Raw genomic sequence first — 12,248 nt, forward strand, 5'->3', positions numbered from 1 at the left:
CCCACCCGTCCCACCGCCCTGCACCCCCCCCCACTCTCCTACTACTCGCTCGCCGTCCCGGGGGACCGCCCTCGACCGGCGCGCCCGCGGCGTCCACGCCGAGGGGGACGCAGAGGTCGAGCTGGAGCTGGAGTACGGGGTTCCGGGCGCCGTCTGGGTGCCGGCGTACCGGCTCACCCACCGTCGGGGCGACGGCGACGGCCGCCTGGTGCTCCGCGCCTCGGTCGCCCAGCGCACCGGCGAGGACTGGACCGGCGTGCGGATCGCCCTGGCCACCGCCGACCTCCGGCGCCGTACCGACCTGCCGAGGCTCCGCTCGGTCCGGATCGGGCGCCGTCAGCCCGCCCCCGCGCCTTCCGGCTGGCGGGAGCCCCCGGCGGGTCTCGCCGACCTGTTCACCGGGTACGCGGCGGCCGGTCCGCGCCCGGTCCGGACCGCCGTACCCGCAGGGGTGCCGGTCGGCTCGGCGGCCGGGCCCGTACCGCCGCCCCCGCCGCCCCCACCACCCGCGCCCGCGCCCTCGTTCGCGCCCGCTCCGGCTCCGGCGCCGCAGGCCTACGGTGCGCCGGCCGCCGCGCTCCCGGTGCCCGGCGGTGCGTACGGCGCGGCTCCGGAGGGCGTCGGCGGCGCGATGGCCGACTTCGCGCAGGCGCCGCCCGCACGGCCGGGCGCCGCCAGGTCGCGTGCGGGAGGCAGGGGCTTCGCCGGTGCCCCCGCCCCCATGGCGCCCGCGGCCCCCGGCGGGGCCCCCGCAGCGCCCCCGCCCCCGCCCCCGCCGCCGGCCGGGCCGCCGCAGCCGAGCGGCGCCGAGCTCGACTACGCCGCCCTCGTCCTGTGCGGCCCCGACGAGCAGAGTGCTCGCAGGGGCCGGCTGTTCCCCGGTTCCCCCTCCGACCCGGTGGCGGCCGAACACCGCCGCCGCGCCGGAACGGTGGGCAGTCTGCCGCTGCCCGGGCACGCCGTACGGCCCCGTGAGTCGGCGGGTTCCTTCGACCACCGCTTCGATGCCGCCGCCCGCGCCGACATTCCGTCGGACGGCACCTGGCACACCGTCACCGTCGGCGAGATCCCGGTCGGTCTGCGCACCGAATACGTGTGCGTGCCGTCCGTGGAGCAGACCGTCTACGCGACGCTGGTGCTCTCCAACGCCACCGATCAGGCCCTGCTGGCCGGCCCGGTGGAGGTCACCGTCGACGACGACTTCCTGCTCACCGCCGCCCTGCCCACGCTCGCCCCCGGCGGTGTCCGCCGGGTCGGGCTCGGGCCCGCCGAGGGCGTCCGCGTCACCCGCCGCACGAACCTGCGCGAGTCGACCGCGGGCCTGCGCAACAACACCACCGTGCTCGACCACCACGTCCACGTGGAACTGGCCAACCGGCTCGCCGCACCCGTCACCGTCGAGGTCCACGAGCGGGTGCCCGTCACCTCCGATCCGGACGTCCGGATCGAGGAACGCGCCGACTGGACGACGCCCGAGGAGGGCGCGGGTCCGGAACACCATGCGCCGGGCACCCGCGTCTGGCGGATGGACCTGCCCGCCGGCGGGACCACCGCCCTCGACGGCGGCTACGAGATCCGCATCCCGGCCGGCAAGGCCCTGGTCGGCGGCAACCGCAGGAGCTGAACCCACCATGTCCACGGCCCCGAAGCCGATCGCCCTTCCCGTCACCGCCGTCACCTGTCTGGAGGACCGCGCCCACGTCGAGCGCGCCGTCGTCCTGGACCTGGAGGCGGGGGTCCAGCGGCTGCGTCTCGGACCGGTCAGCGCGCTGGCCGTCGACCGTACCCTCCACGCCGAGCTGACCGCCGATCACCCGGCCACCGTGCTCGACGTACGGATCGTGCGCAGCTGGGAGCCGCGCGGGCCGCTGCCCTCCGCCGACGACGACTCCGTCCTGCGCCACCGTGTGCACGTCCTCGAGGAGGAGCAGCTCGCCCTGGGGCGGCAACGGGATCGGCTGCACGCCCGCCTCGACGTACTCGGCCGCCTCGCCGCCGACCTGCTCCGGGAGATCGGTGAGGGCGCCGGCTCCGGCGAGACCGACGGCCTCCGCTGGGCCCGAGAACTGGACCGGGTGGACGGCGAGCGCGACACGTACGGCGAGCGGCTGCGCACCGTGAACGCCCGACTGGCCGCCCTCTCCGTCGAGCTCGGGGAGACCCGGCAGGCCATGGCCCTCTCCGAGACCGAGCCCGCCGAACTGGTCGGCCACGTCGAGCTGACCGTACGGACGGCGGCCGCCGGTCCGGTCCGGCTGCGCCTGACCCACCTCACCCCGTGCGCGCTGTGGCGACCCGCCTACCGGGCCGTACTGGACGGGGACTCGCTGACGCTGGAGACCGACGCGATGGTCTGGCAGCGCACCGGCGAGGACTGGTCCGACGTGCGCCTGACCCTGTCGACGGCCCGGTCGACCCTGGCCACCGATCCGCCGCGGCTGGGCGAGGACCGCCTCACGCTGGGCGAACGCACGGCGGCGGAGCGCCGCACGGTGGACGTCGAGCTGCGCGAGGAGGAGATCGGGGACCTCGGCCCGGCGGCCCCGGTCCTCGGCCTGCCGGGGGTCGACGACGGCGGTGAGGCGCGCGTGCTGCACTCCCCGGTGCCGGTCTCCGTGCGTGCGGACGGGCGCGCCCACCGGGTGCCGCTCTCCGTCTTCACCACCGCCGCGGACCGCGAGTACGCCTGCTCGCCCGAGCTGTCGCCGCTGGTCACCGAGGTGGTGTCGTACGACAACCTGTCCGGCCACGCGCTGCTCGCCGGTCCCGTGGACCTGGTGCGGGGCAGCGGATTCAGCGGCCGTGGAACGCTGGATTTCGCCGCCCCGGGCGCGCGCGTCGAGCTCGCCTTCGGCAGCTGCGACGACCACAGGGTGGTCCGGCGGACGGAGGAGTCCCGCGATGCGGCCGGATTCGGTCAGCGGACGGTGGTCACCCGCACGGTGCGGCTGCATGTGTCCCGGTTCTCCGCCCCCGGCGACCGGGGCGAGCGGGTGGTCGTGCTCCGGGAGCGGATCCCGGTCTCGGAGGTCTCGGCGGTGGAGGTGCGCCTGCGCAAGGAGGCCTGCTCGCCGGTGCCCGCCGCGGTCGACGCCGAGGGCATCGTCCGCTGGGACGTCGCCCTCCCGCCGGGCGGCCGCCGCACGGTCACCCTGGTCTACGAGCTGTCGGCGAGCGCCAAGGTCGTCGGGATCTGAGGCGGGCGGCCGGTCCCGGGGTCACTCGTGCGGTGGCCCCTGGGCACAGTCCGGGCAGAGCCCGCGGTAGGTGATCTCGACCTCGGAGACCGTGAAGCCGAACCGGTCCCGTGCCGGGAGCGCGGCCAGGGGGTCGCCGGTCGGGTGGACGTCGCGGATGAGGCCGCAGCCGGAGCACACCAGGTGCTGGTGCGGGTGGTGGGCGTTGGGGTCGTAGCGCTTGGCGCGGCCGTGGGTGGAGACCTCGGCGACCTCGCCGAGCTGGACCAGTTCGCCCAGGGTGTTGTAGACGCTCGCGCGGGAGATCTCGGGCAGCCGCTGTGCCGCGCGCGCGTGCACCTCGTCGGCCGTGAGGTGGACGTGCTCGCCGTCGAGGACCTCGGCGACGACACGACGTTGGGGCGTCATGCGCCGGCCGTGCCCGCGCAGTCGCTTCAGCAGGTCACTCATGTCGGTTCACCTGTTCGGGCTCGGCGGGACGGCGGGGCCTCTCGCCCACATGCCGGCCACCCTACAATTCCGTGCCCGGTTTTCACGTCAGCCGGCGAACGGTGATGATCGGAAGAATTCACCCATTGGGCCGGGTCCGAACGAATTGGGGCTTCGGCTGCTTGATAGGCGGTGGTGCTCTGCGTGTTTCTCGTGGCAGTGCGGTCTGCGGTGCGCGACCATACGGACGCCGAGTCGCAGTGCTCGAAACGAAATGGCAGGAGACGTCAAGGGCAGGCGGCCGGCGGACGGAAACACCGCGACAGGAAGAAGGACGGACGTGTCCGGCAGCGAAAGCGAGAACCCGGTAATCCCCTCCCCGGAGCCCGCGCCGACTCACCCCAGGACTAACCGGGACTGGTGGCCGAACCAGCTGGACCTCCAGGTCCTCCACCAGAACTCGCCCCGGTCCAATCCGCTGGATGAGGACTTCGACTACGCAGAGCAGTTCGCGACCCTGGACGTCGACGCGCTGAAGCGGGACGTCTTCGAGGTGATGACGGCCTCGCAGGACTGGTGGCCCGCGGACTACGGGCACTACGGTCCGCTTTTCATCCGGATGAGCTGGCACGCCGCGGGCACGTACCGCATCGAGGACGGCCGGGGTGGCGGCGGCTCCGGCGCCCAGCGTTTCGCCCCGCTCAACAGCTGGCCGGACAACGCGAGCCTCGACAAGGCACGCCGCCTGCTCTGGCCGGTCAAGCAGAAGTACGGACAGAAGGTCTCCTGGGCCGACCTGCTGGTCTTCGCCGGTAACTGCGCCCTGGAATCGATGGGATTCAAGACGTTCGGGTTCGGCTTCGGGCGGGAGGACATCTGGGAGCCGGAGGAGGTTTTCTGGGGGTCCGAGGACACCTGGCTCGGAGATGAGCGTTACAGCGGTGACCGGGAACTCGCCGGTCCTTTCGGTGCCGTACAGATGGGACTGATCTACGTCAATCCGGAGGGGCCCAACGGCAATCCGGATCCGATCGCCGCAGCCCGGGACATTCGCGAAACGTTCAGGCGCATGGCGATGAATGACGAGGAAACGGCCGCGCTCATCATCGGCGGCCACACCTTCGGAAAGTGCCACGGTGCGGTCGACTCCGAGTACGTCGGCCCGGAGCCCGAGGGCTGCCCCATCGAGCAGCAGGGCCTCGGCTGGAAGAACACCTTCGGCAGCGGCGCGGGCGTCGACACGCTCACCAGCGGGCTGGAGGGGGCGTGGACCTCGGAGCCGACGAAGTGGGACAACGGGTACCTGGACAATCTGTTCCGGTACGACTGGGAGCTGACGACGAGCCCGGCCGGGGCGCAGCAGTGGACCCCCACGGATCCTGCGGCCCAGGGCACGGTGCCCGATGCCCACGATCCGTCGACGAGGCACGCTCCGATGATGCTGACGACGGACCTCTCGCTGAAGCTGGATCCGGTCTACGGGCCGATCGCGAAGGGCTTCCACGAGAACCCGGAGCGGCTGGCGGATGCCTTCGCCAAGGCCTGGTACAAGCTTCTGCACCGCGACATGGGGCCGGTCTCGCGCTACCTCGGCCCGTGGGTCCCCGAGCCCCAGCTCTGGCAGGACCCGGTCCCGCCGGTCGATCACGCACTGGTCACGGACGCCGACGTCGCCGCCCTCAAGGCCACGATCCTCTCCTCGGGCCTGTCGGTCCCCCAGCTGGTCACCACCGCGTGGGCGTCGGCGGCGAGCTTCCGCGGCACCGACATGCGCGGCGGGGCCAACGGGGCGCGGATCCGGCTGGCACCCCAGAAGGACTGGGAGGTGAACGACGTACCGGAGGTGGCCGAGGCGGTGCGGACGCTCGACCGGATCCGGCAGGAGTTCAACGACGCGCAGAGCGGCGGGACGAAGGTTTCCCTCGCCGACCTGATCGTCCTCGGCGGGTGCGCAGCGGTCGAGCAGGCCGCGAGGAACGCCGGGCACGACATCACGGTGCCCTTCGTGCCGGGGCGCACGGACGCCTCGCAGGAGCAGACCGATGTCGAGGCGTTCGCCGTGCTGGAACCGCGGGCGGACGGGTTCCGCAACTACCTCCGGGCGGGTGAGAAGCTGGCGCCGGAGACCCTCCTGCTGGACCGCGCCAACCTGCTGACGCTGTCGGCTCCAGAGATGGCCGTCCTGATCGGTGGCATGCGGGTGCTGAGGACGGGCTTCGGGCAGTCGCCGCACGGCGTCCTCACCGACCGGCCGGAGGCGCTGACCAACGACTTCTTCGTCAACCTGCTCGACATGCGGACGGAGTGGAAGGCGTCGGCCACTGCCGAGAACGTGTTCGAAGGCCGGGATCGTGCCACGGGCGAGGCCAGGTGGACCGCGACCGCCGTCGACCTCGTCTTCGGTTCGCACTCCCAGCTCCGGGCCATCTCGGAGGTCTACGCGTCCGGCGGCGCCGGAGGGAAGTTCGCACGTGACTTCGTGACCGCCTGGGACAAGGTGATGAACCTCGACCGCTTCGACCTGTCCTGAGCCCGACGTCCCGGTCGGCCGAGCACCGGCCGACCGGGGCGTGCGGGCCCGGACTGACGGAGGCCGGGGCGTCGTGCGCCGGCTCGGGTCCGGGCCTGCCCCCGGGGACCGTCACCAGCGCGGCGCCGATGACCGGGTCGCGTACGCCCGGTGGCCGGGCACGGTCACACCCGGTGCCCGCGCCGCTGCGGTGCGCATGGTGCGCCCGCTCCCTTCCGGGGCTCAGCCGCCGGACTGCTCGCGGCGGGTCCTGCCGGTCCTGCGGGCCGGTTCGGCCGGTTCGGCCGGTTCGGCCGGTTCGGCCGGTTCGGCCGGGCGGTCCAGTCGGCTGGCTTCGTCGGTGTCCGCCGCACGGACGGGGGGCCGGTCCTTGTCCGCGGCCCCGGCCCGGCGCGCGACGTGCGGGGACCGGCGGCGCTGCTCGTCGTCATGGCCGTGGAGGGGGGCTCCGCCGGCGCCACCTTGGTCTTCCATGGCCTTCCTCCTTGCTCGTCGTGCTGGTGCCTTGCGCCTGCCCGGACGGGGCTGCCGGAAACCGGCCGGTTGGGGCCGTGTCGACCGGGTACCCGTTCCAGGGGGCGCGACCACAGCGGGTCCGCTCTCCAGGAGAGGAGAAGTGGTGTCATGCACGCGTTCGCCCTACCGCTGATCCCCACGGACGAAGGCAGACTGCTCATCCCGGCCGAGCAGGTGACGGCCCTGCTGCGGGGTCTGGCCACCGACTGGGAGACCGCGGCCGAACAGGACTCCGCGAAGGCCGATCTCGAGACGGTCCACGCCCTGACGGAGGTCCTCACCCAGCTCGCCGATCAGATCGACGCGGAGTGCATCGCCTGCGCCTCGCAGCAGGAGCCGGGCTACTGAGCCGCGGCAGACTGGAGCCCCACGCCCCCGGACCCGCAGGAGTGACGTGCCCGTTCCTATGATCATCGACTGCGATCCCGGACACGACGACGCCCTCGCGATCATGCTGGCGGCGGGCGACCCGGCGGTCGATCTGCTCGCCATCACCACGGTCGCGGGCAACCAGACGCTCGAGAAGACCACCCTGAACGCGCGGCGCGTCTGCACCGTCGCCGGGATCACCGGCGTGCCGATCGCGGCCGGCTGCGACCGGCCGCTCGTCCAGCCGCTCGCCGTGGCGGACGACGTGCACGGTGCCTCAGGACTCGACGGGCCGATGTTCCCGGAGCCCACGGTCGGCGTGGTTCCGGAGCACGCGGTGGACCTCATCCACCGGGTGCTGGCCGAGCACCCCGAGCCGGTCACCCTCGTCCCGACCGCGCCGCTGACCAACATCGCCCTGCTGTTGACCCGCTACCCGCAGGACGCGTCCCGCATCCGGGAGATCGTCCTGATGGGAGGTTCGACGGAGGGCGGCAACCGGACCCCGGCCGCCGAGTTCAACGTCCTGACGGATCCGGAGGCCGCGGACATCGTCTTCCGCAGCGGGGTACCGGTCACCATGTGCGGGCTGAACGTCACCCATCAGGCGCTGGCCACACCGGAGGTCGTGGCGCGCTTCGAAGGGCTCGGCACACCCCTCGGCCGTGTGTGCGCCGAGCTGCTGACCTTCTTCGCATCCACGTACCGCACGATCTGGGGGTTCCCGAGTCCGCCCCTGCACGACCCCGTCGCGGTGGCCCGGGTCATCGATCCCGGGCTCGTACGGTGTGCCGACGCGAACGTCGTCGTGGAACTGCACGGCCGGTACACCCGCGGCGCCACCGTCGTGGACCTGCACGGCACCACCGGCCGGCCGGTCAACGCGCGCGCCGCGGTGGCGCTGGAGGCGGGCCCGTTCTGGGACCGGATGGTCGCCGCCGTCACGGCGCTCGGGACGGGCGGGTCGCCGGCCCCGTGACCGCCGGCGGCACCGGGCAGCGCCGGGACGACGCCCTGCCCGGCTCAGGCATCGCCGGGCCTCACACGTCGTCGGGCCTCACACGTCGTCGAGCTCCCCGGCCTCGCCGGGCTCCTCGATGATGTGCATGGCGGCCTCCTCGGCCGATGCCGCCCCACCGTTCACGCCCACGTCGTGGGCGACGACGGAGATGTTGCGCGAGGGCCCGGTCTCCTCCGCAGGGGCCAGCCGGCCGGCCCGTACGGGTCCGGACCTCGGGGCGTCGGCGCTCTCGTCGGCGAACTCGTTCCAGGCGGCCGCGTCGCCCTCGGGTTCGGGCACCTCGCGGGCCAGACGCTGGTCGAGGGTCTCGCCCGTGTGGCGCCCCTCGGCGGTGGTTGCGGAGTCGTTGACCGCGAAGGGCCGCTCGGGCGGCGAGTATCCGGTGTCGAGCATCTCGTCGAGGCCCGGCTCGTCCAGGGCGTTGTCCATGTCGGGCGACCCCTGGGCGGGATCGTCCCCGTCGTGCGGTTGATAGACCTCGTCGCCGCGCGACTCGGTGCTGCTCATGATGTCTCCCCGGGTCAGGGGTCCAGCGCGACGGCGTGGACGAGGTGGATGGGGACGAAGGGGCGGATGTCACTGCTGGCGATGATCGCGAGCGGGCCTCGGAGGCCCGCCCTCGCGCTCCGTCGGTGATCTCCGAGCGGCCGATTGCGGGAGTGGTGACCACCTCAGTAGTAGTGCTTGCGGCCGCCCACGGTGTGGCCCACGGCTCCCAGGATCCAGAGGATGACTCCGACGATGACCAGGATGAGACCGATCGTCCAGAGAATCGATATCCCGAGCAGGAAACCGATCACCAGGAGGATGACGCCGAGAATGATCATGGCTGTGCTCCGATCCAGAACGAGTGTGCGGCACGTGACGGATGTCCGGGCCGATCACCGATTCCTCCCGAGACCGGGCGGCTACCCGGTTCCGCCCGCCTCATGCCGGTCGGCACGCAAACGGCCAGCAGCGATCTCGCCGGCCCGTCCCCGCGGTGGCGATCCGTACGCCACCCGTCGCTCCGTGTCCCGGGCCGCGGATCGGCGCAGGGCATCGGATCGGGAGGGGTGACGTGTAGGCCCGGCGACGCGGGGCAGGCGGGCGATGACCGGTACGGATCGACGAAGGAGCTGTTTCGCCCATGTCCGAGTCCGAGAACGTCTGGGTCTACCGAACCGCCGTCGGCCGCATCGTGGATGTGGACCTGTCCGGCTACAAGGTGGAGGCGACCGACGGCAGCATCGGGAAGGTCGACAAGCACTCCGACGAGGCCGGATCCGCCTATCTGGTCGTGGACACCGGCCCCTGGATCTTCGGCAAGGAGGTCCTCCTCCCGGCGGGGACGGTCATCGGCATCGATGTGGCGCAGGAGAAGGTCCACGTCGGACTGACCAAGGAACAGATCAAGGACGCCCCGGAGTTCGTACGGGACGATCACCTGCACGACACCGACTACCGCCAGCTGCTCGGCGGCTACTACGGAATCATCCCGCACGGGTGGCGGTGACGGTTCGGCACGGCGCGCGCCGGCGCTACCGCCCCGGCCGCCGCGGGTGGGGTATACGTCCTGTGGGACGGACGTAGCCGATGCCTGCGAAGGGAGTGGTCGCCGTGGAGCGCACGGCCTGCTGTGTGGTGGGAGGCGGGCCCGCCGGAATGGTGCTGGCCCTGCTGCTGGCCCGGGCCGGGGTGGAGGTGACCGTACTGGAGAAGCACGGCGACTTCCTGCGCGACTTCCGCGGCGACACCGTGCACCCTTCCACGCTGTCGCTGCTCGACGACATCGGCCTGGCGGAGCGGTTCGCCCGACTGCCGCAGCGGCGGGTCACCTCGGTGCAGCTGCCGATCGGGCCCGACCGGTCCCTGGTCACGGTCGGGAACATCGGGGCGCTGCACGGGAAGTACAACTACATCGCGATGGTGCCGCAGTGGGACCTGCTCGACCTGCTCGCCGACGAGGCGGCCCGGGAGCCCTCGTTCCATCTGCGCATGAACACCGAGGCGACGTCCTTCCTGATCGAGGGCGGCCGGGTCAGGGGCGTGCGGTACCGCACCGCGGCCGGCGGCACCGGCGAGCTCCGGGCCTCTCTGACGGTCGCCTGCGACGGCCGCGGCTCGCTGGCCCGGGCTCTGCCCGAGCTCGGGCTGGAGGACTTCGCGTGTCCGATGGACGCCTGGTGGTTCCGGCTGCCGCGCCACGAGCAGGACCCCAGCGGACTCGTGGGCGGCCTGGGAGACCGTTTCTTCACCGCTCTCATCGACCGCGGCGACTACTGGCAGTGCGCCGCGCTGATCCCCAAGGGAACCGACGTCGCCCGCCGCGCCGAGGGCCTGGAGCGCTTCATGGCCCGGTTCACCGAGGCCGTCCCCTGGCTGGCCGACCGCGTCCACGCCGTCACGTCCTGGGACGAGGTCAAGCTGCTCGACGTACGGCTCGACCGGCTGCGCCGCTGGCACCGCCCGGGGCTGCTGTGCATCGGCGACGCCGCTCACGCCATGTCGCCGGTCTTCGGCATCGGCATCAACCTCGCCGTCCAGGACGCGGTGGCCGCGGCCCGCCACCTCGTGGGTCCGTTGCGCGAGGGCACCGTGGGGCTGCGGGACGTACGCCGCGTGCAGCGCCGCAGGCTGCCCACCACGGTGGCGACCCAGGGCCTCCAGCGCCTTGCCCACGCCCAGGTCATCGGGCCGCTGCTGTCCGGCGACGTCGCGTTCGGCGATCCCCAGCGGGCCAAGCGGCTGACCGAGCTTCTCACCGACTCGCCCCGGCTGAACCGGCTGCCGGCCTACTTCCTCGCCTACGGCGCCCTGCGCGAGCGGCCCCCGAAGGAATCGCTCCGCTGACCCGGTTCGCCCCGCCCCTTCGATGGGGCGGGGCACGGCCGAAAACGAACGTATCGGAAGGGTTGGACATATACCCTCGCTCCCACAGCGAGGACGACGCGCTTCGGGAGGCTTCATGGATGAGCAGCCGGCCCTTCTGCCCTACACCGACCCGGCCTTCGTGGCGGACCCGTTCCCGCTGTACCGGCAGCTGCGCGAGGACGGCCCCGTGCGGCGCGTCGTCGTCGCGGGCGGCCTGGAGGCCTGGCTCGTCACCCGCTACGAGGACGGACTCGCGGCGCTGTCCGACTCCCGCCTCAGCAGCAACGTACGGGACGCCTCCGACACCCGGCTGCTGCGGCAACTGCCCTCGACGGAACGCGAGTCGATGCTGAGCAACATGCTCCGCAGCGACCCGCCCGACCACACCCGCCTGCGCCGTCTGGTCTCCAAGGCGTTCACCGCCCCCGGGTGGCCGGCCTGCGGCCACGGATCCAGTCCCTCACGGACGGGCTGCTGGATGCGGTCGTTCCGGCGGGCCGTGCCGACCTCGTGGCGGACTTCGCGCTGCCGCTCCCGGTCGCGGTGATCAGCGAACTGCTCGGGGTGCCGGTGGACGAACGCCGCGACTTCCAGCGCTGGACCGACCTCATGATCAGGCGGGGCACGGAGCCGCCGGATCCCGCCGTGGTCGACGAGGCGTGGAAGCACATGCGCGGCTACGTGAGCGACCTCATCCACGCCAAACGGGCCCGTCCCGGCGACGACCTGCTGAGCGGCCTCGTCACCGCGCGGGACGAGGAGCAGCGGCTGTCCGAGGACGAACTGATCGCCATGGTGTTCCTGTTGCTGGTCGCCGGCTACATCACCACGGTCAACCTGATCGGCGGCGGCATCGCCATGCTGCTCGCCCACCCCGACCAGCTCGACCGGCTGCGCTGCGATCCGCAGCTGCTGCCGGGCGCAATCGAGGAGCTCCTCCGCTACGACGGCCCGGTCAGCCCCGGGATCGCCCGCTTCGCGCGCGAGGACGTCGAGCTCGCGGGCGTGAGCATCCCGCGCGGCGCGACCGTACTGATCGGCTCGGCCCTCGCCGACCGCGACCCGGCGCGGTTCCCCGACCCCGACCGCCTGGACATCACCCGGCAGGACAACGCCCACCTCGCCTTCGGGCACGGCATCCACTACTGCCTGGGCGCGCCGCTGGCCCGGCTGGAGGGCCAGATCGCCATCGGCACCGCCCTGCGCCGGCTTCCCGGACTCGCCCTCGCCGTACCGCCGGACGGGATCAGCTGGCGCCCCGGCGGGCTGCGCGGCCCCGAGAGCCTGCCGGTGACGTTCACCCCCGGCGGCTGAGCCGCTCCCCAGGAGTGCC

Annotated in this window: 10 protein-coding genes and 2 pseudogenes; 8 read left to right on the forward strand and 4 right to left on the reverse strand. The window is 72.9% G+C overall.

The window, feature by feature from the left end; genetic code table 11:
• Positions 1-109 precede the first annotated feature (109 nt).
• Together ACWGE1_RS07025 and ACWGE1_RS07030 are read left to right on the forward strand one after the other, a co-directional pair.
• A pseudogene (locus ACWGE1_RS07025) lies at positions 110-1,624 on the forward strand (DUF4139 domain-containing protein); the annotation flags it as partial.
• Between the two features lie 7 nt (positions 1,625-1,631).
• Positions 1,632-3,197, forward strand: coding sequence for a DUF4139 domain-containing protein (locus ACWGE1_RS07030; protein ID WP_453419520.1), 1,566 nt, complete (start codon positions 1,632-1,634; stop codon positions 3,195-3,197).
• Positions 3,198-3,218: 21 nt separating this feature from the next.
• On the opposite strand, the gene ACWGE1_RS07035 is transcribed toward ACWGE1_RS07030, so the two are convergent.
• Positions 3,219-3,647 (reverse strand): Fur family transcriptional regulator, encoded by a 429-nt coding sequence (locus ACWGE1_RS07035; RefSeq protein WP_453419521.1) that lies wholly within the window; start codon positions 3,645-3,647, stop codon positions 3,219-3,221.
• Between the two features lie 319 nt (positions 3,648-3,966).
• Between ACWGE1_RS07035 and katG the strand changes: the two genes are divergently transcribed.
• The gene (gene katG, locus ACWGE1_RS07040) at positions 3,967-6,156 is read left to right on the forward strand and encodes a catalase/peroxidase HPI (RefSeq protein WP_453419522.1); all 2,190 of its coding nucleotides are present in this window, start codon (positions 3,967-3,969) and stop codon (positions 6,154-6,156) included.
• Between the two features lie 222 nt (positions 6,157-6,378).
• Here katG and ACWGE1_RS07045 read toward each other — a convergent pair whose 3' ends face one another.
• The gene (locus ACWGE1_RS07045) at positions 6,379-6,630 is read right to left on the reverse strand and encodes a hypothetical protein (protein ID WP_453419523.1); all 252 of its coding nucleotides are present in this window, start codon (positions 6,628-6,630) and stop codon (positions 6,379-6,381) included.
• 150 nt (positions 6,631-6,780) lie between these two features.
• Between ACWGE1_RS07045 and ACWGE1_RS07050 the strand changes: the two genes are divergently transcribed.
• A complete protein-coding gene (locus ACWGE1_RS07050) occupies positions 6,781-7,020 on the forward strand; it encodes a DUF6213 family protein (protein ID WP_453419524.1) in 240 nt (79 codons plus the stop codon).
• Between the two features lie 46 nt (positions 7,021-7,066).
• On the forward strand, positions 7,067-8,020 hold the full coding sequence (locus tag ACWGE1_RS07055) for a nucleoside hydrolase (protein WP_453419525.1): 954 nt from the start codon (positions 7,067-7,069) through the stop codon (positions 8,018-8,020).
• Between the two features lie 78 nt (positions 8,021-8,098).
• Here ACWGE1_RS07055 and ACWGE1_RS07060 read toward each other — a convergent pair whose 3' ends face one another.
• The gene (locus ACWGE1_RS07060) at positions 8,099-8,569 is read right to left on the reverse strand and encodes a DUF5709 domain-containing protein (RefSeq protein WP_453419526.1); all 471 of its coding nucleotides are present in this window, start codon (positions 8,567-8,569) and stop codon (positions 8,099-8,101) included.
• Positions 8,570-8,733: 164 nt separating this feature from the next.
• A complete protein-coding gene (locus tag ACWGE1_RS07065; RefSeq protein ID WP_453419527.1) occupies positions 8,734-8,889 on the reverse strand; it encodes a DUF6131 family protein in 156 nt (51 codons plus the stop codon).
• A 302-nt stretch (positions 8,890-9,191) separates the two neighbouring features.
• Between ACWGE1_RS07065 and ACWGE1_RS07070 the strand changes: the two genes are divergently transcribed.
• From ACWGE1_RS07070 to ACWGE1_RS07080, 3 genes and pseudogenes are all read left to right on the forward strand, one after another.
• Positions 9,192-9,557 carry a PRC-barrel domain containing protein gene (locus ACWGE1_RS07070; protein WP_453419528.1) on the forward strand — a complete coding sequence of 122 codons (366 nt, stop codon included), beginning with the start codon at positions 9,192-9,194 and terminating at the stop codon, positions 9,555-9,557.
• A 104-nt stretch (positions 9,558-9,661) separates the two neighbouring features.
• Positions 9,662-10,894 carry an FAD-dependent oxidoreductase gene (locus ACWGE1_RS07075; protein ID WP_453419564.1) on the forward strand — a complete coding sequence of 411 codons (1,233 nt, stop codon included), beginning with the start codon at positions 9,662-9,664 and terminating at the stop codon, positions 10,892-10,894.
• Between the two features lie 115 nt (positions 10,895-11,009).
• Positions 11,010-12,229: pseudogene (locus ACWGE1_RS07080) on the forward strand (cytochrome P450 family protein).
• Positions 12,230-12,248: the final 19 nt, after the last annotated feature.

The organism is Streptomyces sp. NPDC054932, assembly GCF_053610205.1.

What these genes read in the sequence shown, in the direction of transcription:
- ACWGE1_RS07030 (WP_453419520.1), top strand. Translation starts at nt 1,632, where the DNA reads ATGTCCACGGCCCCGAAGCCGATCGCCCTTCCCGTCACCGCCGTCACC.
- ACWGE1_RS07035 (WP_453419521.1), bottom strand. Translation starts at nt 3,647, where the DNA reads ATGAGTGACCTGCTGAAGCGACTGCGCGGGCACGGCCGGCGCATGACG.
- ACWGE1_RS07045 (WP_453419523.1), bottom strand. Translation starts at nt 6,630, where the DNA reads ATGGAAGACCAAGGTGGCGCCGGCGGAGCCCCCCTCCACGGCCATGAC.
- ACWGE1_RS07050 (WP_453419524.1), top strand. Translation starts at nt 6,781, where the DNA reads ATGCACGCGTTCGCCCTACCGCTGATCCCCACGGACGAAGGCAGACTG.
- ACWGE1_RS07060 (WP_453419526.1), bottom strand. Translation starts at nt 8,569, where the DNA reads ATGAGCAGCACCGAGTCGCGCGGCGACGAGGTCTATCAACCGCACGAC.
- ACWGE1_RS07065 (WP_453419527.1), bottom strand. Translation starts at nt 8,889, where the DNA reads ATGATCATTCTCGGCGTCATCCTCCTGGTGATCGGTTTCCTGCTCGGG.
- ACWGE1_RS07070 (WP_453419528.1), top strand. Translation starts at nt 9,192, where the DNA reads ATGTCCGAGTCCGAGAACGTCTGGGTCTACCGAACCGCCGTCGGCCGC.